The organism is Pelorhabdus sp. sgz311002, from assembly GCF_056134285.1.
Window position 1 is genome coordinate 267,080 of sequence record NZ_JBWBCL010000004.1, and the last position, 20,817, is coordinate 287,896.

The 20,817-nt window shown below is 44.7% G+C and carries 16 protein-coding genes and 1 riboswitch; all 16 genes read left to right on the forward strand.

The window, feature by feature from the left end:
* Positions 1–84 precede the first annotated feature (84 nt).
* The 16 genes from AC0NJP_RS08910 (at position 85) to AC0NJP_RS08985 (ending at position 20,723) form a co-directional block, all read left to right on the forward strand.
* On the forward strand, positions 85–1,572 hold the full coding sequence (locus AC0NJP_RS08910; RefSeq protein WP_474699571.1) for an ATP-binding protein: 1,488 nt from the start codon (positions 85–87) through the stop codon (positions 1,570–1,572).
* On the forward strand, positions 1,565–2,926 hold the full coding sequence (locus AC0NJP_RS08915; protein ID WP_474699572.1) for a sigma-54-dependent transcriptional regulator: 1,362 nt from the start codon (positions 1,565–1,567) through the stop codon (positions 2,924–2,926). The genes AC0NJP_RS08910 and AC0NJP_RS08915 overlap by 8 nt, the downstream gene beginning before the upstream one ends.
* 174 nt (positions 2,927–3,100) lie before the next feature.
* On the forward strand, positions 3,101–3,364 hold the full coding sequence (locus AC0NJP_RS08920; RefSeq protein ID WP_474039536.1) for a hypothetical protein: 264 nt from the start codon (positions 3,101–3,103) through the stop codon (positions 3,362–3,364).
* A 205-nt stretch (positions 3,365–3,569) separates the two neighbouring features.
* Positions 3,570–4,931 carry a TrkH family potassium uptake protein gene (locus tag AC0NJP_RS08925; RefSeq protein WP_474699573.1) on the forward strand — a complete coding sequence of 454 codons (1,362 nt, stop codon included), beginning with the start codon at positions 3,570–3,572 and terminating at the stop codon, positions 4,929–4,931.
* Between the two features lie 12 nt (positions 4,932–4,943).
* Positions 4,944–5,603 (forward strand): potassium channel family protein, encoded by a 660-nt coding sequence (locus tag AC0NJP_RS08930; protein ID WP_474699574.1) that lies wholly within the window; start codon positions 4,944–4,946, stop codon positions 5,601–5,603.
* Between the two features lie 187 nt (positions 5,604–5,790).
* Positions 5,791–7,824, forward strand: a complete 2,034-nt coding sequence (locus AC0NJP_RS08935) for a methyl-accepting chemotaxis protein (RefSeq protein ID WP_474699575.1) — start codon at positions 5,791–5,793, stop codon at positions 7,822–7,824.
* Positions 7,825–7,923: 99 nt separating this feature from the next.
* Entirely contained in the window at positions 7,924–8,580 is a 657-nt protein-coding gene (locus AC0NJP_RS08940; protein ID WP_474699576.1) for a hypothetical protein, read from the forward strand.
* Between the two features lie 103 nt (positions 8,581–8,683).
* Positions 8,684–8,773, forward strand: a riboswitch (cyclic di-GMP riboswitch).
* A 197-nt stretch (positions 8,774–8,970) separates the two neighbouring features.
* Positions 8,971–10,659 (forward strand): methyl-accepting chemotaxis protein, encoded by a 1,689-nt coding sequence (locus AC0NJP_RS08945; protein ID WP_474699577.1) that lies wholly within the window; start codon positions 8,971–8,973, stop codon positions 10,657–10,659.
* A 132-nt stretch (positions 10,660–10,791) separates the two neighbouring features.
* Positions 10,792–12,198: an isochorismate synthase gene (locus AC0NJP_RS08950; protein ID WP_474699578.1), complete on the forward strand. Its 1,407-nt coding sequence runs from the start codon at positions 10,792–10,794 to the stop codon at positions 12,196–12,198.
* Positions 12,199–14,034 carry a 2-succinyl-5-enolpyruvyl-6-hydroxy-3-cyclohexene-1-carboxylic-acid synthase gene (menD, locus tag AC0NJP_RS08955; protein WP_474699579.1) on the forward strand — a complete coding sequence of 612 codons (1,836 nt, stop codon included), beginning with the start codon at positions 12,199–12,201 and terminating at the stop codon, positions 14,032–14,034.
* Between the two features lie 3 nt (positions 14,035–14,037).
* On the forward strand, positions 14,038–14,871 hold the full coding sequence (gene menH, locus AC0NJP_RS08960; RefSeq protein ID WP_474699580.1) for a 2-succinyl-6-hydroxy-2,4-cyclohexadiene-1-carboxylate synthase: 834 nt from the start codon (positions 14,038–14,040) through the stop codon (positions 14,869–14,871).
* A gap of 16 nt (positions 14,872–14,887) precedes the next feature.
* A complete protein-coding gene (gene menB, locus AC0NJP_RS08965) occupies positions 14,888–15,709 on the forward strand; it encodes a 1,4-dihydroxy-2-naphthoyl-CoA synthase (protein ID WP_474699581.1) in 822 nt (273 codons plus the stop codon).
* Between the two features lie 81 nt (positions 15,710–15,790).
* Entirely contained in the window at positions 15,791–17,329 is a 1,539-nt protein-coding gene (locus AC0NJP_RS08970) for an o-succinylbenzoate--CoA ligase (protein ID WP_474699582.1), read from the forward strand.
* Positions 17,330–17,341: 12 nt separating this feature from the next.
* On the forward strand, positions 17,342–18,469 hold the full coding sequence (gene menC, locus AC0NJP_RS08975) for an o-succinylbenzoate synthase (protein WP_474699583.1): 1,128 nt from the start codon (positions 17,342–17,344) through the stop codon (positions 18,467–18,469).
* A 205-nt stretch (positions 18,470–18,674) separates the two neighbouring features.
* Positions 18,675–19,730 carry an HD-GYP domain-containing protein gene (locus tag AC0NJP_RS08980; protein WP_474699584.1) on the forward strand — a complete coding sequence of 352 codons (1,056 nt, stop codon included), beginning with the start codon at positions 18,675–18,677 and terminating at the stop codon, positions 19,728–19,730.
* Positions 19,731–19,847: 117 nt separating this feature from the next.
* Positions 19,848–20,723 carry a DMT family transporter gene (locus AC0NJP_RS08985; RefSeq protein ID WP_474699585.1) on the forward strand — a complete coding sequence of 292 codons (876 nt, stop codon included), beginning with the start codon at positions 19,848–19,850 and terminating at the stop codon, positions 20,721–20,723.
* Positions 20,724–20,817 lie beyond the last annotated feature (94 nt).

Genomic DNA, 20,817 nt, shown 5'->3' on the forward strand with positions numbered 1-20,817 from the left:
CAAGCAAATAGGGCAGGACTTAGATTTGTTTTTGCCGAAAAAGAAAGATATTATGAGTTTCGGTGATGACTTAGGAGGCGCTTTATGTTGCCGCAGAGCTTAAGGGGAAGATTGCTGCTGTTGATGACGATTGTTGCAGTGGTTCCTCTCGTGTGTGCCGGCTATCTAATTACAGTCAGTGCGGAGAAGGCCCTCGTTACGGAAAAACAGCATAAGCTGTACGGAGCCGCTCGCATTCTTGATGAACAATTTACCGGTACGTATGAGGATATATTAAGAAGTAGAGGCGCTCTCGGTGCTGATAAGCAAACACAGCTTACTGTCTTAAATGAGGCGTTGCGCAGTAGAACTGACAAAGTAGCGGCTGCTTATCCGGGGATCGGCGTGGGGTATTATTCGAAAGAGCTTGATGCCATCGTGACCTATGGGCCTAGTGATATATATGGAGACCGCGTGGGAATGCCAATCAGCGAAAGTCACGAGGGGCGTCTCGTTATGGCTACAGGGGTTCCGCGCATCCAAGAAGGTCTTTTAGTTCGTGGTTCTATAATGAATGCGATGGAGCCCATTCGCCGTGATGGACAGATAATTGGCTATATTTGGGCCAACGAGTTAACTGCGGATATTATGAATCAGATTGCTGATATGAAACGGCAGATTTATTTATTAATTTTAATTAGTTTATTACTGGCGTTAACAGCGATCTTTTTTTTGGTTCACCGTTTTAGTAAAGATATTGAAACTGTGGTGGCTGGCGTCGGTGATTTGTCGCATGATCTATCACAGCCTCTGCCAACATTACCAGGGGAAGTGGGAGTTATTGCTGCCGCTGTAAATAGCATGGCCGGAGAGTTGGCTGAGAAAAAACAGCGTGAAGCCCAGGTACAGGCAGCGGAAAGAATGGCTGCTGTCGGCGAAGTCGCTGCGGGGCTGGCTCATGAAATTCGCAATCCTCTTATGGCTATCAAGGGTTTTGCTCAACTGATTCATGAGGGGATTACCGAGGCCGAGCAAGAAGAGTATGCTGCGATTATTGTTAGAGAAACAGATAGACTAAACCGTTTAGTGGAAGAATTACTTTGTCTCTCCCGTCCATCGGCAGCGTCGGTTGAACCAGTTCTAGTTCGGGAGGCTTTGGAAGACACACTGAGTTTGATTGCGGCGAAAGCCAGCAAGCGGCAAATTGTAATTTCTGATCAAATTCCAACAGATCTACCGCTTGTCCTTGTGGAACCAGAACGACTAAAACAAGTCTTTTTAAATTTACTCCTTAATGCGGTACAGGCGATTGGGCAGCAGGGGACTATCGAAATTACGGCAGGTCCTGGCCAAAATAGCGGCGAAGTGGCTGTTTGCATAAAAGATACCGGACGGGGGATTGCCTCAGAGGATTTTACCAAAATCTTTGATCCTTTTTTTACGACAAAGCCGAATGGTACGGGACTAGGGCTTTCTGTAGCTAGGCGTCTTGTCGAAAACTGGGGCGGACAAGTTGCCGTCGAATCAATCGATGGTGAGGGAAGCAGTTTTACTTTGACTTTACCTGTAGCGGGAGACGAGCGGAATGAATAAAAAAAGTCGCGTATTAATTGTCGATGATGAACAGAGCGTACGTAAGCTGCTTTATGAAATTGTAAAACGGTTAGGCTGTGAAATTCAGCTAGCTGAAAATGGTCAAGAGGCTTTAGAAAAGTATCGCGCGTTTCAACCGCAGGTAGTGCTTATGGATATCAAAATGCCTATCTTAGATGGTTTAAGCGCTTTTCGACAGATGCAGCAAGAAGAAACGCAGGCTTCGGTGATTTTAATGACGGCTTTTGGAACCGTCGATACAGCCGTTGAGGCCATGCGGCAGGGTGCTTTCGATTATTTAGTAAAGCCTTCTAACTTGACGGAAGTACGGTCCGTACTGATGCGAGCTTTAGCTGTTCATCAAGTAGCGGCGGAACAACCGCTGTTAGGACCGACTGAACCTTGTTTGACTGGCGTAATCGGCAATAGTTCAATTATGCAGCAAGTTTACAAAATCGTAGGACGTGTGGCTCCTACGAATGCCACTGTACTCATTTCTGGCGAAAGCGGTAGCGGGAAAGAGTTGATTGCAAAAACTATTCATTATAATAGTAAAAGGCGGTTAGGCCCTTTCATTAAAGTCAATTGCGGCGCCTTGCCGGACGGTCTCATGGAAAGTGAGATGTTTGGCTATGAAAAAGGTGCTTTTACCGGAGCGGTGGCTAGAAAATTGGGTCGCTTTGAACTGGCGCATCAAGGGACGTTGTTTCTTGATGAAGTGGGGGAATTACCACAGGCGCTTCAAGTAAAATTGCTTAGGGTTTTGCAGGAACGAGAGTTTGAGCGCGTTGGCGGCACAGAAACGATTCAAGTTGATATTCGTCTAATTGCTGCTACGAACTGTGATCTGGCCTCAATGGTGAAAAAAGGTCTCTTTCGCGAAGATTTATTTTATCGACTGAATGTAGTGCCCATAGAAGTACCAGCTCTACGTTATCGTTCTGAGGATATTCCTCTCTTAGTAGACGCATTTGTACGACGTTTCACCGAAGAGGCTGGTAAATCATTGCCTTATGTTACGCCTGGAGCGATGGCCGCGCTCTTAGCCTATTCTTGGCCTGGCAATGTGCGTGAATTGGCTAATTTAATGGAACGAGCTGTAATTATGACCAATGGCGTGATTGATGTAGAAGATTTCCCCCTGCCACTAGCGGAACAAGATCAGGAACGAATCACTTCTTATAGTAAAAGTGCTTTGGGCAAAGGAACTTTAAAGGAAGTAATGCAGCAGGTAGAAAAAGAAGTGATAGCCAGGGCCTTGGTTGAGCATGGCGGGAATCGTGTTCGTACTGCTCAGGCTTTGCAAATCAGCCGCCGTACATTGCTTTATAAGATAGAAGAATATCAGCTATAAATGAAGCTTTATGCGACTAGAAAAATAAAAGCTTTTTAAGGCTTGCGGGACAAAATTGTCTGTATAGCCTTTTTTTCTGCTTTTTTTCCTTGAATCGCCAAAAAAACAAATTGGCGAAATAGTCGGAAAAGTGATAGTATTTAATTAAAAGATAAGCATAGGGGAGGCGGCAAAATGAAAAACACGCTTGGATTTTTGTTCGTACTGACTATCTTATACTGTTTAGCGTCACTACCGGCTTTTTTGCTTTATGTTTTTGTAGGAGAATATTTCTTTCCAATTATTGGTGGTCCCGAACATAACACTTTTCTTATTTTTAGAATCATTTTTACGGTGATTGCTTGTGTCATTGCTTTTTGGGGCTATAAAAAAGATTTGTCACATTGGCTTTCTTGGCCTAGCAGTTTCTTTAAACATCATGGACCAGTTATGAAATGAGAAGGAGATGGGGATCCTGTTGTCAGATAATTTTTGGTAAGTCCAGTCATCCATTCGGGAGAGACTGGGCTTTTTTATTTGTGTGAGAAGATATTTGCATACTGGCGAGGATCCATGTATGATAATTAAGGTATAGAATAAATAGTAAAGTTAGAGTGGCGTTTTAATGAGTTAGAATTTGCAAGCGATTGGAGAGATGATCAGGTTGAAACTATTACAGTTACTGCCGCTCAGAGGGGGATCTTACGGATTTCGCCTCAGTTCATCGCAAATCTTAGTTGGCGGCTTTGCGGCCTTTATTTTTTTCGGTGCAGTATTACTGTCTCTGCCGATGGCGTCGCAGTCTGGTGCGGGCGTTCCGTTTATTGATGCTCTGTTTACGGCAACTTCAGCTGTGTGTGTTACAGGTCTTGCTGTCGTCGATACAGGCACCACCTATTCTGTGTTTGGACAAATTGTACTTATTTTATTGATTCAAATTGGTGGTCTCGGTATTATGACGGTAGCCACGCTGTTTGCCATTCTCAGTGGGAAGCGAATCCGTCTGCGTGAACGAATGTTAATTCAGGAAGCAACAAATCAGCTTGATTTGGCTGGAGTTGTTCGTTTAGCTGTATATATTATAAAAACGACGCTATTGGTCGAGTGTATCGGCGGTACGATTTTAGCAATTCGTTTTTATCAGGATTTTGGCTTGCAAGGAATTTATTTTGGCTATTGGCATGCTGTTTCATCGTTTTGTAATGCAGGCTTTGATTTGATGGGGAATTTTACAAGTTTAACGAACTATGTTGATGACTGGACGATTAATCTGACTGTGGCTATGCTCATTATCATTGGTGGTATTGGTTTTCCTGTTATCGCCGATCTCTGGCGCTATCGTCAGCAACGGCGGTTGACACTTCATACAAAAGTAGTTCTTCTGACGACGTTTATTTTGATTTTCCTAGGATCCTTTTTGATTTTTGTATCTGAGTTCTCTAATGGCGAGACGTTGGGGCCTTTAACTTTATCAGGCAAGATACAGGCTAGCTTTTTTCAATCTGTATCGACGCGAACAGCAGGCTATAATACAATTGATATTGGTTCGATGCGGGAAGGCACTTTGCTAATCATGATCTTGCTCATGTTTATTGGCGCATCTCCTTCTTCTATGGGAGGCGGCATTAAAACAACTACTTTTGCTGTACTTGTTGCGTCTTTATTTGGTGAGATTACAGGTCGCGGCGAAGCGCAGCTTTTTCAGCGGGTTGTACCGAAAAATATGGTATATAAGGCTTTTATGGCCGTTATGCTGGCATTACTTTTAGTGTTAACTGTAACAATTGCGATGAGTTTTACCGAGGAATTCCCCATTTTTAAACTTTTATTTGATGTTGTGTCAGGCTTTGGTACAGTTGGACTGACTATGGGAATTACTCCTTTGTTAACGCCTGTCGGTAAAGGCTGGCTTATTCTAACTATGTTTGCAGGTCGTGTTGGTACTTTGACATTACTGATGGCTTTGGCTGTAAGACATAAAAAGTGTTCCCTGAAATATCCCGAAGGGCGTTTGTTGATCGGATAAGGAGGAAAAATCATGAAGAAGAAACATTATGCTGTCATTGGTCTCGGTCGCTTTGGTCTCGGCGTTGCGACAACTTTAGCTGCGGCTGGTTACGAAGTACTTGTTATTGACAGCGAAGAAGAACGGATTCAGAAAATATCAGAGCTATTTACTCATGCTGTCGTTGCTGATACGACCGATGAGGCAGCGTTAAAATCACTTGGTATTCGCAACTTTGATATTGTGATTGTAGCCATTGGCCATAATATTGAGGCAAGTGTCATGACGGTGCTATTACTAAAAGAATTGGGCGCGCCTTATATTGTAGCGAAGGCCGACAGCGCTATTCATGGAAAAATGCTAGAGAAAGTCGGGGCTGATCGTGTGGTCTTTCCTGAACGGGATATGGGGCAGCGTATTGCTCATAACCTCGTGTCAACGAATGTAATCGATTATTTCGAAGTTGCGCCTGATTTAGGAATTATTGAAGTCGCTGTACCGGAAAATCTAATCAACAGTAACTTAATAGAAGCGGATCTGCGTTCGCGTTATAAAATTACGATTATTGCGATCCGTCGCGGCACTGAGATGCTATTGTCACCGGATCCTACCGAGGCCTTTTTACAGGGAGACGGACTGATTCTTGTTGGCGACAGTAGTGGTATTCAACGCTTTGAATCAGAGTATTTTTGATACTCTTGAAACGAGCGTAAGCTTTATTTATGATTTATTTTGAAATGATTATCGCTTACAATCGTTTCCTTTTTATTAAAATTTTATAAGAATTTACAAGAATTTTGGAAAATTGGCAGGTTTCTTGATTCAATTTGTATAATTATATCTATTGATCATAAATTCCCAAAGAAAGTAGGTCCTGCTTGTGCAGATAAGAAGTGTTCGCGCTAAATTTCTTCTTACTTTAGTACCTTTATTTATGATATCCTTTGCAATTTTGGCTGGCGCAAGCTATTATTTAGCAAATCAGCACTTAACGAAGAATGTCAAAGATACGGCAGTCGCAATTGGTGAAAAGTTTTCTACGCAGATTTCTGGTGATATGCATGAACGAATGGTTCGTCTTGACGATTTAGCATCAGATCCGGAAATGCAAGCTGGTACGCGTGAACAAAAGGTAGCGATTTTGGCCGCGGCGAAAGCGCGACTTGGTTCCAATTTTGATAGCATCTTTTTTATTAATCTTGACGGAAGCGCGGTAGCTTTTGATGGTAAGGATTATAATTATAGTGACCGCGAATACTTTACAAAGGTTAAGGCTACACAAATGCCTTATAGTTCCAAACCGCTCATTTCCAGATCCACAGGAAAATTGGCGCTTGCGCTGATAACACCAGTGAAACGCAATGGACAGATGATTGGTATGATTGGCGGTACAATTTCATTAGAAAAATTGTCACTGCTATTAAAAGACCTACAGTTTAAAGATACTGGCTATGGCTATTTAGCAGATAGTTCTGGCGTGGTCATTGGTCATTATAAGGTACCGGAAACGATTAACAAGTTGAACTTACTAGAGAAGAAGATTCCCCAGGAACTAAATTTTCCTGTAAAAGAAATTGATGATCATCTGACGCAGTTGTTTAAAACAGCGGTTGACTCAGGAAAAACCGTTGAGGGATCTTACCTTAGTGTGTTTGGCGATTCCAGTGTAGCTGTGTTTACGCCAATTACTTTAGACGGCGGCAATAAATGGATTATGATTGTAACTGCGCCAGAAGCGGAAGTAACGCGAGAAGCTCGTTCGCTACTTTGGTCAACCGTGATTTTATCTTGTGTATTTTTACTTATCGCAGTAATTGCTATTTTATTTATTGTAAAACGCTTTACTAAGCCATTGCAGTTTATTTTGCAAGAGGCATTACAATTAGCGGAAGGGGATCTCAGAGAACGAGCAGCTGTAGTGCAATCGCAAGATGAAATCGGCCGTTTGGCTCAAGGTTTCTGTGAAATGCGGACAAAATTACGTCAACTTATGCAGCATGTGAAGGGGCAATCTGAAAAGGTAGCCGGTGCTAGTGAGCAACTGACGGAAAGCGCCCATCAATCTGCTTCGGCAGCGAACCAGGTAGCAGAAGCTGTGACTACCATTGCAGCAGGTACGGATAAACAGGCTGATGCGGCTGCGACTATGGCTGAAACAACTCGATCTATTGCCGAGAGTACCGGAAATATTGTTACTTCCACTCGCTCCTTCGCCCAAATGGCCCATGAAACATCGGTGCAAGCTGAGCAAGGACGAGAAAGCCTGAATGAGGCTGTGGCAAAAATGGAAGATATTCGACTGGGTTCTGAGGCGGTGCAGACAGCGATTGGTGAGTTGGCAAAAGGATCTAATGAAATCAATGAAATTGTCAATTTGATTTCAGCGATCTCCGGACAAACGAATCTACTCGCTTTAAATGCGGCGATTGAAGCGGCTCGCGCTGGTGAGCAAGGACGCGGTTTTGCCGTCGTCGCCGAGGAAGTACGCAAACTAGCAGAAGAATCTAATCAGGCGGCTGGCAAAATCAGTGAACTGATTCGTCAAAATGATATGAATATGCAGCAAGCTATCCTCAAAACTGAGGTCAGTGTAGAAAGTATTCAAGGCGGAATTGAATCAGTCAACGGTGCTGATTTGACCTTTAGAAAAATTGTTGAGGCCGTTGTATATTTGTCGCAGGAAATTCAAAAGACAGCTCATGCCTTAGAAGAAACGGCAACCAAAAATGATTTGCTCGTAACGGCTTCCAAACGGATTGAAGACATCAGTAAGGAAAATTCCGGGGAAACCCAGACGATTTCGGCTGCTACAGAAGAGCAGTCTGCTTCGATGGAAGAAGTAGCGGCGGCCAGCCGGAGTCTGTCTGATTTGGCGAAAGCCTTAGAACAGGAAATTCAACGGTTTAAATTGTAAAGCAAATTTTAATAAATGATTAGAGCAAAGAAGCTCTCGGAGAAATCCGGGAGCTTTTTGTTCTTTTTTAAACAGACTGAGTAAAGGAGGCGTCTAAACATGGGAACGCTAACAGATATTGAATCGTTTTTGCAGGATACAGTCATTATGGTCGCAGATATTCTTAGCCTTGAAGCTGTTGTCGTAGATTGCAACTTGAAAGTGATTGTTGGAACAGGAATTTATCGTGAGGAAAGAGGAATGTATGTAGGGGAGGGGACTTTATCAGCTTACTGCATGAAGCTGCGAGAGACTCTCTTAGTAGTCAATCCTAGACTGCATGATTTGTGCCATTCGTGTGCGCGGCGGGGACGTTGTCCCGATGCTGCTGAAATTTGTATTCCCATTGAAGTAGAAAACCGAGTTTATGGTACGCTTATTTTACTTGCTGTCAACCAGGAGCAGCGGAGTCTACTTTTAGGGCAAGAAGTTAAATTAATACGCTTTGGCCAGTGGCTTGCCGAGATATTTAGTCAGAAGCTGATTGCTTTACAATTTGGGTCTAATCGGGAACCGGATAGAGAAAAGGCAAAACCGATCGTGTCTTTTGCTGAACTAGAACATCAAGCGCTGTTAGCAGCTTTGGCGCGTTTTGGCGTTTCTACAGCGGGAAAACTTGCTATATGTCAAGCACTAGGCATTAGCATTGCAACCTTCTATCGTAAAGTCAAAGAGTATGGGATTAATATTCGCGATAAACAATATGAGAGGAAATGAATTTTTTAGAATTATCTTGACATTTTTTTTCTTTCAGTACAGAATAGAATTCGACAGTTTTGTTTGTTTTTATAATGCCTTATGGCGTTAATTATTGTAAAATAGAAATATATAGCAAACTTGTCGAAAGACAAGGACGCAAAGCTATTGGGTCTAAGGAAAGTATATATTCTAAGACAGCCAGGTTGCTTGATTTTTGCGGGAATTCGCCGGGGCGCCGAAAAGCACTGCGTCGAATTTTTTGCTATGTTTGCAATACTTAACAAATGAGGTAGTTGATGAACGGTAAAGATAGCAGCGAAAAAGCTGCACGCCGCAGGAAGGGAGGTTAGTTGTTAGTTTTGATTTGAGGGTCTAGCGGGACTTATCAAGCACAAAGGCGGGACGATTATGCGTGTAACAATTGGTAAACAAATTATCTTGGTATGTGTTCTTATTGTGTTGGCTTTTACGGGTCTAAATATTTATACCTATTTCCAAATTCAAAAGGTGCAGGAAGATTATGAAGGCTTATTAAAACGCAGTGTTCCTTTAGTCGTTGATATTAAAGAATTAAGTCGCGAACTGAGTACTCAGTCGGCTCAAGTCAGAGGCTTTATTTTGTCAGCGGATCCACAGTATGTTGATCGTTATGAAGCATCAAAGAAGAAAACAGCAACTGTTTTGTCGGACTTAGAGGGAAAGTTGATTACGCCTGAAGGCAAACAGAAAGTGGCCGAATTGAAAGCCTCTTTAGCTGATTACGATAAAATTGCCGAGCAAGGACTTACCCTTCGAAAGACCCAAGGCCAGGCGGAAGCGGTGAAAGCGGTTGCGGCTTCTGGCGCCAAGATTATTGCCGCCGATAAGAATATGGAAGACACTGTTAAGTTTTTAGAAGATCGTATGGAGCTGAGAAGACAGGAAACTCAAGCCGATGTAACAAAGATTCAGTCTCTCTTATTTATTCTTGACGGAATTATTCTTGTGATCGGCGCCTTACTAGCTTGGTATTTGGCTAGACGAATCTCTCGGCCGCTCAATGATGTGTCGCAGGCAGCAGAGCGTATTGCTGCCGGGGATTTGGGCGTACATAATATTTCTTATCAAGCCAATGATGAAATCGCTGATATGATCCGCTCTTTTTCGCATATGCGCGAAAATCTGCGGAAGTTAGTTGGAAGTGTAGCTAAGTCAGCGCAACAAGTGGCTGCTGCTAGTGAAGAGCTGACAGCGAGCTCGAATCAGTCAGCTCAGGCCGCGACACAAGTGGCCGAAACTGTTACCTGTGTGGCTGGTGGCGCTACCAATCAATCGACAGAAATTGATAAAGCAGCCAGTGTAGTGGAAGCTATGTCGCAGGAGATTCATCAGATTACATCACATGCCCAGGAAGTGACCAAAAAATCCGAAGAAACAGCACAAGCTGCTAGCGTGGGCGGCGAAGCCGTAACACAAGCTACGCAACAAATGAATTTGATTCAAGATTCTGTGGTATCATCAGCAAAAGTAGTACGCCGTCTTGGTGAACGTTCTCAGCAGATTGGTGAATTTGTTACGATGATCAGCGGGATTGCCAGTCAGACGAATTTACTGGCGCTCAATGCGGCTATTGAGGCGGCGCGGGCTGGTGAGCAAGGACGCGGCTTTGCCGTTGTGGCGGAAGAAGTTCGTAAGCTGGCTGAACAGTCCCATGAAGCAGCAGAGAAAATTACGGGAATTATTCATGATATTCAATCCGAAACAGCTGAAGCCGTTAACGTTATGGATCGGGAAACTGATGAAGTATCTAGAGGGGCTCAAGTTATTGCTACAACAGGTGAGCGTTTTCAGTTTATTGAACGCATGGTTCTTGACTTGACGGGACAAATTGGTTCGATTAATTCGGCTGCGCAAAATCTGATGACTGCCAGTGATGACGTTGTCAATTCTGTAGAAGCCATCAGAGGCGTTGCATCGTCGACGGCTTGTGATACTCAGTCAATTTCAGCAGCGACGCAAGAACAGTCGGCTTCGATGGAAGAGATTGCTTCAGCCAGCCAAACTTTGGCGCAAATGGCTATGGAATTGCAAGATGTTGTTGCTAAATTCCATCTTTAATATAATAGTTTAGAAAGATTATAAGAGAGACTTGTCGATTTGACAGGTCTCTTTTTGCATCCATTGAATATTTTGAGGGGCAAGTGTACAATAAATACAGAAATGGATTTGACCTTTAAAGGTGGACAGAATATGAGTGGATGTTCTCAGTGGGAAGATTGTTTCAGCGAGTTAGTACAAGCAGGCTTATTACGCAGCAAAGCGACAGGAAGACCTGTTTTAGTGAGCCATAGCGAAGAATCGCCTTGGAACCTTTTGGATTTTTTTGCAAAAACCGCGGCAATACGATCCCAGGGATTTTACTGGATAAGCGCCAGTCGAGAAGAAATGTTTGTTGGTGTGGATGCGGCTTATACGATAGAAGTGAAGGCGGAGGAAAAAAATCCCCTCACAGCAGCAGAAGCAAGGTGGCAGTCCCTTCGTGGGGATGTACTGCTGTCGCCAAGAACGCAAGAATTAGGTCTCAGTCCTTTATGGATTGGCGGCAGTCGCTTTGACCCGTTACGGCCCAGAGAGTTGAAGTGGGGCAAGTTTCCCGCTGCTCGGTTTCAAGTCCCGAGTTGGCTGCTGCAGGAAAAAGGCGGCAGGCGGTATCTAACAACGACTCTGCTTGTTTCTCCCGAAGATCAGGTCGATCTGTTAGTTCAGCAGAATTTGACCATGTTCGATCGGTTAAGAAAAGCGATGAATCAAGAATCTAGCGAAATAACGGCTGAACAGTGGGATGCTTTTCCGGGAGATTATGAAGACTATATCAAAAAAGTGACCTTTTTACGGGACCAAGTCCGACAGGGTACTTTAGAAAAAGTGGTGTTTGCCCGAGAACTGATCTTGCAGGGAGATAAAGATTTTTCCATTGCCGCGGTGTTACGGCAATTAGAGCTGAAACAAAACAACAGTTATGTTTTTGCCTTTGATTATGGGGGGGATGTTTTTCTGGGGGCTACGCCAGAGCGTCTCACGAAACGTCGGCAAGGCATTTATTACTCAACCTGCTTAGCGGGATCAGCGCCAAGGGGTAACGATGACGCTAGCGATGAAGTTTTAGGCAGTGAGCTTCTGCACGATGCGAAGAATCGGCAAGAGCACTTTTTGGTCGTTAAACGGATTCGGCAAATTCTTGATAAGCATTGTGAAGCTCTAGATATCCCGAATGAGCCTATTTTGATGAAACTAGCTCAAATTCAGCATCTCTATACGCCTGTTAGCGGTAAAGCTAGATCGGAGTCGTCCCTATTATCGCTCTTGGCAGATCTTCATCCGACGCCTGCTTTAGGTGGTTTGCCTGTTGCAGCAGCTGTAACTGCGATTCGTGAAAGTGAAACTTTTGATCGTGGCTGGTACGGCGGTCCGATCGGCTGGATAAATTTTGACGGCGATGGGGAGTTTGCTGTAGCATTACGCTGCGCTTTGTTGCAAGGACGAACTGCTTCACTATTTGCTGGTGGGGGTATTGTGGCTGATTCTGATCCAGCCAGCGAATATGAAGAGACAGAAGTGAAACTTCAACCGATGATAGTTGCTTTGGGGGGCGAGTAAATGAAGCAGGAACAAGTATTAGCAATTTATCTTGGGCCCATTGTGGGAGCTTTAGCAGCTGCTGGCGTAAAACATGTTGTAGTCAGTCCGGGATCGCGCTCTACTCCTTTGGCGCTGCTTTTAGCGCATCATAAACAGATCAAAGTGTGGTTGCACGTCGACGAGCGTTCTGCTGGTTTTCTGGCTTTAGGAATGGCTAAGGCGAGCCAAGAACCAGTTGCTCTCTTATGCTCTTCTGGTACAGCCGTAGCCAACTATTTACCGGCTGTAGCTGAAGCGAAGCATTCACGGACGCCGCTGATTATTCTTACAGCTGACAGACCTCATGAATTGCGCGATGTAGGAGCGCCGCAAACGATGGAACAAAATCATATTTTTAGCTCTTTTGTAAAATGGTTCTGTGAACTGGCGGAACCAGCGCCGCTTCAAGAGCTTACTGCCTATGGGATTGCTGCCGCTGCGCGAGCTGTTGCTACGGCTGTAAGTAGTCCTGCCGGCCCGGTTCATTTAAATTTTCCTCTAAGAGAACCGCTGTTGCCTGATCTGGCCTTAGCTGAATCGCTGTGGAATGAAAATGACCGCAAGATCTGGGTAAAGAGCGGTAAGCAATGCATTGCTGCGGCTGAGGCGGCGAAGCTTATGGAAGAACTTATGAAGCAGCCGCAAGGGATTATTGTTTGCGGACCAAGCGAGACAGAGGATGCGACCTTTGCTAAGGCGGTTACAACATTGGCGGAAACGCTCGGCTATCCGCTGCTAGTAGATCCGTTGTCGCAGCTTCGCAGTGGTTCGCACAATAAAATGATGCTTATTGAGACCTATGACGCCTTTTTGCGTGACATAGCAGTGGCTGAGACGCTGCGTCCAGAGGTCATTCTCCGTTTTGGTGCGTTGCCTGTATCAAAAAGTTTATTTCAGTTTTTGAAAAAACATAGCAGCGTCCGCCAAATTCTTGTTGATGCGACAGAAACTTGGCGTGATCCGGCGCTTACGGCAACAGAAGTATTTTATAGTGATTCGAGTGAGTTTTGCCGCAGTCTTCTTAGTCATCAGGTAGAGTTGCAGTCAAAGCAAGTTACATTGCAGGCTTCGCTAGATACAGCTAGTGCAGCTAGGACTAGGAGTGCTGCTTTGTGGCAAAAAAAATGGCTTTCGATGAACAAGGCTGTACGAGCGGTTATAACAGAGGCCACAGAGTCAGGAACGATGGCAGAAGCAATTATGGCAAAAGGCGATCCAGTCGGATATTCCTATCGTTCGCTGCTGAGCGCTCTGCCTGATGCCGCGACGATTGTAGTTGGAAATAGCATGCCGATTCGCGATTTAGATACATTTTTTCTAACTCAAGAGCCTAAGCTCTGTGTGATCGGCAATCGTGGCGTTAATGGAATTGATGGTCTTACTTCGACGGCACTAGGAGCGGCTGTTTTTTCTCAGCCTTGCGTGCTTGTTGTGGGCGACTTATCCTTTTTTCATGACTTAAACGGTCTGTTAGCGGCCAAGCTTCATGGAATTTCCTTAACGGTTATTCTTATTAATAATGATGGCGGCGGGATCTTTTCTTTTTTACCTCAGGCTAATTTGCCAGAGCATTTTGAAGAATTATTCGGCACGCCTCTTGGACTTGATTTTTCTGCAGTTGTAGCGATGTATGGCGGGTCTTTTATTCGTTTAAAAGAGGAAAAATCTTTGCAAGATTGTTTGGCAAGAGTTTTGCCTTTGCCAGGACTTAAGGTGATTGAAGTCGAAAGTGATCGAAGTGACAATGTAGTTTGGCACAAGCAACTGTGGCAAAAAACAGCAGCTGCAGCGCGGCTTGTTTTAGAAGAGGTGTAAAGGATGCGCCAAGTTTCTGTTCGCAATGTACCTTTTGCTGTTGCTGAGGCTGGGACGGGAGAAGCGGTGGTTTTGCTGCACGGCTTTACGGGGGCAAGTTTTGACTGGCAGTTGCTTATGCAGAAACTGTCAGCTCACTATCACGTGATTGCACCTGACTTAATTGGTCATGGCGCTTCTGCTGTACCTGATGATTGGCGGCGCTACTCACAAGAAGAGGCTCTTTTGGATCTAAAAGCTCTGCTGAGTCAGCGCGGTGTTCGCAAGTTTCATCTCCTCGGTTATTCGATGGGCGGACGTTTGGCATTGCGCTTTGCCGTGGAACACTCTGAACTGCTTTATTCGCTGATTTTAGAGAGTGCCTCGCCGGGATTAAAACTTCAGAAAGAACGGGAGGAACGGCAAAATAGCGATAAGGCCTTGGCTGACTGGCTGGAGCGAGAAGGCATAGAAGCCTTTGTGACGCGTTGGACGAATCTTCCACTCTTTGCTAGTCAGGCGAAATTGCCGCTCGCAACACAACAGGCGCTAAGGGAGCGGCGGCTGAAGAATGCGCCGCAGGGGTTGGCTAATAGTTTGCGCGGCATGGGAACAGGCACACAGCCCTCGTTGTGGCCTACCCTAAAAGCTTTGCGAATTCCTACCTTACTAGTGGCTGGAGAGCTTGATCAAAAGTTTACTTGTTTGGCGAAAGCTATGGCGCAAGAATTGCCGCAAAGCTCACTGAGCCTTGTGGCGCAAGCAGGTCATACGATTCACTTGGAGCAGCCAGATATTTTTTGCGAGATCGTAACAAACTTTTTAACGAAACATCAATTTAACAAAACTGCAATTTAATAAGGAGGATTTGTAAATGAGTGAATTTGCTTGGCAATCCCAGGGAAACTATGAAGATATTTTATACGAAACCTTTGAAAACATAGCAAAGATTACGATCAATCGCCCTGAGGTCCGCAATGCTTTTCGGCCGAAAACGGTATTTGAATTGATTGACGCTTTTGCCAGAGCGCGTGATGACAGCAGTGTTGGTGTAATTATTTTGACTGGCGCCGGCCATATGGCTTTTTGTTCTGGCGGCGACCAGAAAGTACGCGGTCATGGCGGCTATGTAGGAGACGATCAGATTCCCCGCTTAAATGTACTTGATTTACAGCATTTAATTCGCATTATTCCTAAGCCTGTTATTGCAATGGTAGCTGGTTATGCTATTGGCGGCGGTCATGTACTTCACATTGTCTGCGACCTGACCATTGCCGCGGATAATGCAATTTTTGGCCAGACGGGACCGAAAGTAGGTAGCTTTGACGGCGGCTATGGCGCTGGTTATCTAGCGAGATTAGTGGGTCATAAAAAAGCGCGGGAAATTTGGTATCTATGCCGTCAGTACACGGCGCAAGAAGCATTGGATATGGGACTTGTTAATACGGTAGTACCGTTGGCCGAGCTCGAACGAGAAACGGTCCAGTGGGCCAAGGAAATTTTAGCCAATAGCCCGATGGCGCTGCGGTTCTTAAAAGCGGCTTTTAATGCAGATACAGATGGATTAGCTGGATTACAGCAGTTTGCTGGTGATGCTACGCTGCTGTATTATACAACTGACGAGGCGAAAGAAGGTCGTGACGCCTTCAAAGAAAAGCGGAAACCCGATTTTGATAAATTTACTCGGTTTCCTTAAGCGTTAGTTTTTAAAAATTTTGGAAAAAGCAACCGCTTGGTGATCGATGCCAAGCGGTTGCTTTCTCAGGAGTCGAATAAAATGACACAGGAAATCATGCAAAACTGGCTGGCAAAACGTGCCCAACTGTCGCCAGAACGGTTGGCGATTGTCGATGGTGAACTACGCTGGACTTTTCAGGAACTCTATGAAATGGTGCAGAAAACGGCAAAGCGGTTACACACAGCGGGAATCCATCAAGGTGATTTTGTCGCGCTATTGTTAACAAATTCTTTTCGCGCGCCGCAGCTGATTCATAGTGTGGCTCAGGCTGGCGCGGTAACGGTTTTGCTGAATAGCCGTTTGACAGCACAAGAAATTGCCTGGCAGTTAGCTGACAGTCCGACAAAGCTGCTGATTTATGATGAAGAATTTGCGGCAGTGGCGCAACAAGCCGTAGTTTTGGCTCGGAAGCTGCTTTATGAAGCGAACGAAGCTGAGCGAGCATCGCAGTTTTCTTTGCTGTCTTATCAGGAGCTATCAGATCTACCGGAGACAAGCGTTATTTTTCCGGCACATGTTGCCCTGTCTGATGTGCATACCCTGCTATATACTTCCGGCACGACAGGAACGCCAAAGGGCGTTTTACTCACCTATGGCAATCATTGGTGGAGCGCTGTCGGTTCGGCGTTGAATCTGGGTCTTAGTGCTTCAGATCGCTGGCTTGTTTGCGTTCCCCTCTTTCATATGAGCGGGTTATCAATTTTACTGCGTAGTCTGATTTATGGAATTCCTGCTATTATCCATCGTAAGTTTTTACCATCAGCAGTGAATCAAGCGATTGTAGCAGAGGGGATTACGTTAGTCTCTGTCGTAAGCGCTATGCTGCTGCGACTTGTTGACGGCTTAGGCGAGAGAAGCTACCCCGCCTCGTTTCGCTGTATGCTTGTGGGCGGCGGGCCAGTGCCGCCAGAACTGTTAACACGGTGCCGCAATCAGGAAATCCCTGTATTTCAAACTTATGGCTTGACAGAAACGGCTTCACAGTTGGCTACGTTAGCACCGGAATATATGGATCAAAAGCTAGGATCGGCTGGTAAGGCTCTTTTTCCGGCTGAAATTAAAATTGTTACCGAAAACGGCGAAGCAATGGCAGGCGAGGCGGGGGAAATTCTTGTGCGCGGACCAAGTGTTACGTCAGGCTATTTAAAAGACCGCGGCAGTGACAGCTTCCTATCTGGTAGTTGGCTCAAGACCGGTGATCTTGGCTATTTCGATGCGGAAGGCTTTCTCTATGTACTTGACCGCCGGAGTGATCTAATCATTTCCGGTGGAGAAAATGTCTATCCCGCCGAAATAGAAGCAGTTCTTGTGAAACATGCCGCTGTATTAGAAGCAGGCGTAACGGCAATGGCCGATCTTGTATGGGGCCAGGTTCCCGCGGCGTTTGTTGTTCTGCGCCAGGGGGCGGCGGTAACAGAATTAGAACTGCAAAGTTTTTGCCGTAGTCATTTAGCAGGCTATAAATGTCCTAAGCGAGTTTATGTTATCTCGCAGCTGCCGCGCAATGGTGCGAATAAGCTAGTTCGACGTCGCTTACAGGAGCTTGTGCCAGTGATTGAAACAGGCCAACGCGGGTAAGGAGGACAGATCATGCCAACAGATGTAAATATTCCACTGAAAATTCAATCCGTGACGCTGTATCATGTTCAGATGCGCTTAAAGGACCCTGTTACGACAAGTTTTGGCGCTATAAAGAAGAAAGATGCTATCCTTGTGGCTGCGTGTGATCATGATGGAATCGTTGGTTGGGGTGAAACGCCAGTTTTTGCGATTCCCTGGTATCAAGAAGAAACGATTGATACCGCCTGGCACGTACTTAGTGATTTTTTGATTCCCCGTGTTTTACAGCAACCCTTTGTTACAGTCCCAGGAATTGTCGCACTGTTTGCACCAGTGCAGCGTAATTATATGGCTAAAGCTGGTTTAGAAGGCGCCTTATGGGATTTAGCTGCTAAACGGCAGGGCTGTTCCTTAGCTGCTTTACTTGGCGGCAAGCGGCGGCAGGTTCCGGTTGGTGTCGTAGTCGGATTAAAGACGACTGAGACCGAGTTATTACATAAGATAGCGGCGTACCAACAAGCCGGTTATCAAAAAATCAAGCTGAAGATTAAGCCAGGTCAGGATCACAGTGTGATTGCCGCTGTGCGCAAAGTATTCCCGCTACTTTCTTTAGCGGTTGATGCCAATGGCGCTTATAAAGCTACCGACGCTTTTTTTGATGAAGTGGATCAATGGCAGCTAACGATGATTGAACAGCCCCTTGCCCCAGGCGATCTATTAGGTCACAGCAACCTTCAAGCTAGGCTAAAAACCCCGCTTTGCCTTGATGAAAGTATTGCTTCTTTTCATGATATCGAACTAGCCCTTGCTTTAAAAAGCTGTCAAATTATCAATATTAAATTGAGTCGCCTTGGCGGACTCAGTGCGGCAAAAGCGGCTCATGATTTATGTGCGAGCCAGAGAATTCCTGTATGGTGCGGCGGGATGTTTGAAACCGGTGTTGGTCGGGCTCATAATATTGCACTCGCTTCTTTGGACGGTTTTACGCTTCCTGGCGATTTATCGGCTTCAGAGCGGTACTGGGACTTTGATATTATCGAACCGGAAGTGACTGTTCATCAAGGTGAGGTAGTTGTACCAACAGAACATGGCATTGGTTTTGGTGTGGCAGAAGAAAAACTCAAAAAGGTTACTTTAGCTAAAACTGTATACTCTTAGCCATGAATGGTTTGTTTGACGCTTTTTTGTATTTTTTAGCGGAAAAAATCAAAGGAAAAAAGTAGTTTGGCGCTTTTTTTTGTATTATAATTAGAGAACGGTATCAACAAATTTTAGTCCCGAGAAAAGCGAATAAACGACGACTGCCAACAATATATGACGTCGGTTGCTAGCGGTAAGATGAAAGAAAGACGGGGTGTCTATTTTGCTTTCTAGCCAAACATGCAGCATTAGACAAGCGCAACCGGGAATGAAGTTAGCCAAAGCGGTTCTGACGGAAACTGGAGTCGTTTTATTGAATGCCAGGGCAATTTTGACAGATTCATTGATTCAAACATTAAGCAAACGCGGTATTTCTGAAGTTGTTGTCGAACAAGAGAAGCCAAGTACGGTCGAGGATGCTTTGACCGCAGAGCGGCAACGGTTTATCGATGTGCGAAATCAGATGATTACAGCTGTTGCTGAAGTTTTTCAGGATATAAGTCGGTTGCAGCCGCTTCCTGTGACCAAACTAGAAAATTTGGCAGATTCATTGCTACTGCCTCTGTTGGAGCGATCTAATATTATTTTCCCCTATTTACATATCATGGATAATAGGGGGGATTATTTATTTCGCCATAGTGTCAATGTGGCGGTACTATCAGGGATCTTGGGCGCATGGCTTAAGTGGCCGCAGGAAGATTTGCGTGATCTGGTGTTAGCAGGTCTGTTACATGATGTGGGGAAGGTGTCTATTCCTAGTCCGATTTTAGATAAGCCCGGAAAATTACTTTCCTATGAGATGGAAATTATGAAATTTCATGCTCAACTAGGTTTTGATTTAGTCAAAGATTGCAATCATCTTTCTCCGGCTGTTAAAGAAGGCGTTTGGCAGCATCATGAGCGGATTGACGGTACTGGTTATCCGCGAAAACTGGTGGCGGAGGCGATTAGTCCGATTGGTAAAGTCATAGCTGTGGCCGATGTTTATGATGCGATGGTTTCCCGCCGTGTCTATCGGGAGCCCTTGTCTCCCCTTGTGGTTATGAAGGAAATCTATCAAGCCATGTTTAGTTCGCTTGATGCAAAAATTTGCTTAACTTTTCTGGAACAAGCGGCTAAAAGCCTGATTGGGTCTTGCGTAAGATTGAGTAATGGTTTGCTCGGCAAATTGGTTTATATGAATTATGGCAGCTTAAATCCATTGATTGTACAACTGGATTCTGGGGAATGTCTTTGTCTGGAACAATGTAATTTGAAAATTGCTGAGATAGTAGTCTAGCGCTTGTCGTAGTGCCAGGCCAGAACAAACTGTTCTGGCTTTTTCTTTTTGACTGCCCTTGCCGCTATTTAGTGCTATACTGAAAGCGTTAAGTCTATTGTTGAAGGGGTTTAAACTATGTTGCCTAAATATCATTTGCTGTTGCTTTTGACTAGCTTTTTATGGTCAGGCAGTTTTATTGTTGGAAAAGTTTTAGTAAATCATGCGTCACCTATCACGTTAACGATTTTGCGTTGGGGGCTCTCACTGCTGTTTCTGCTTCCTCCGTTGTTATATGGTCAAAAGAAAATGGTTCCGCCGCGAGGGGCTTTATGGCCGCTCTTTGGTATGGGAGTTACGGGAGTTCTGTTGTTTAATGTACTTCAATTTTGGGCTTTGGCTAAGACCACAGCTATGAATGTTGGACTTATTTCGACGTTAAACCCCTTATCAATTGCTTTATTCGCCTCCTTGTTTCGCTATGATAAGCTACGACCGTCGCAAATTGCGGCCATGCTGCTTTCTTTGGCCGGTGTAATTCTTGTTATTTCTAAAGGAAATTTACAGCAACTTTGTCACCTGCAATTTAATGAAGGTGATTTATGGATGGTTGCCGCTGTGAGCGTATGGGGGCTTTATTCCATATTTACCAAAGCAGCAATGCAGTATGTAACACCGCTTGCTGCTACGTTTTATTCCGGTCTGTTCGGTTTTTTGCTGCTTCTGCCTTTAGCCGGACCTGATTTTGCGATTGATCAAGCTGATGGCGCTTTTTGGGGCGCCATGCTTTATATGAGTTTTCTTTCTACTGTTTTATGTATGTTTTTCTGGAATTTGGGAGTCCAGAAAGTGGGCGCCACAACGGCGGGGGTTTTTTTGAATTTCAATCCGATTTTTACGGCGATTATTGCTTTTTTATTATTAGGAGAACCTTTAACACTGTTACAATCTGCCGGGACGGTTATTGTAGTAAGCGGCTGCTATCTTTTTTCACGGTTTAGCGGGAAAAAATAAGACGATCTTTTGTAGGGAGTTACTAGAATTTATTTGATTTTTTGGTGAATCGGCACATAGAGATTCCCGATTATCTTTGTTATAATAAAATTAA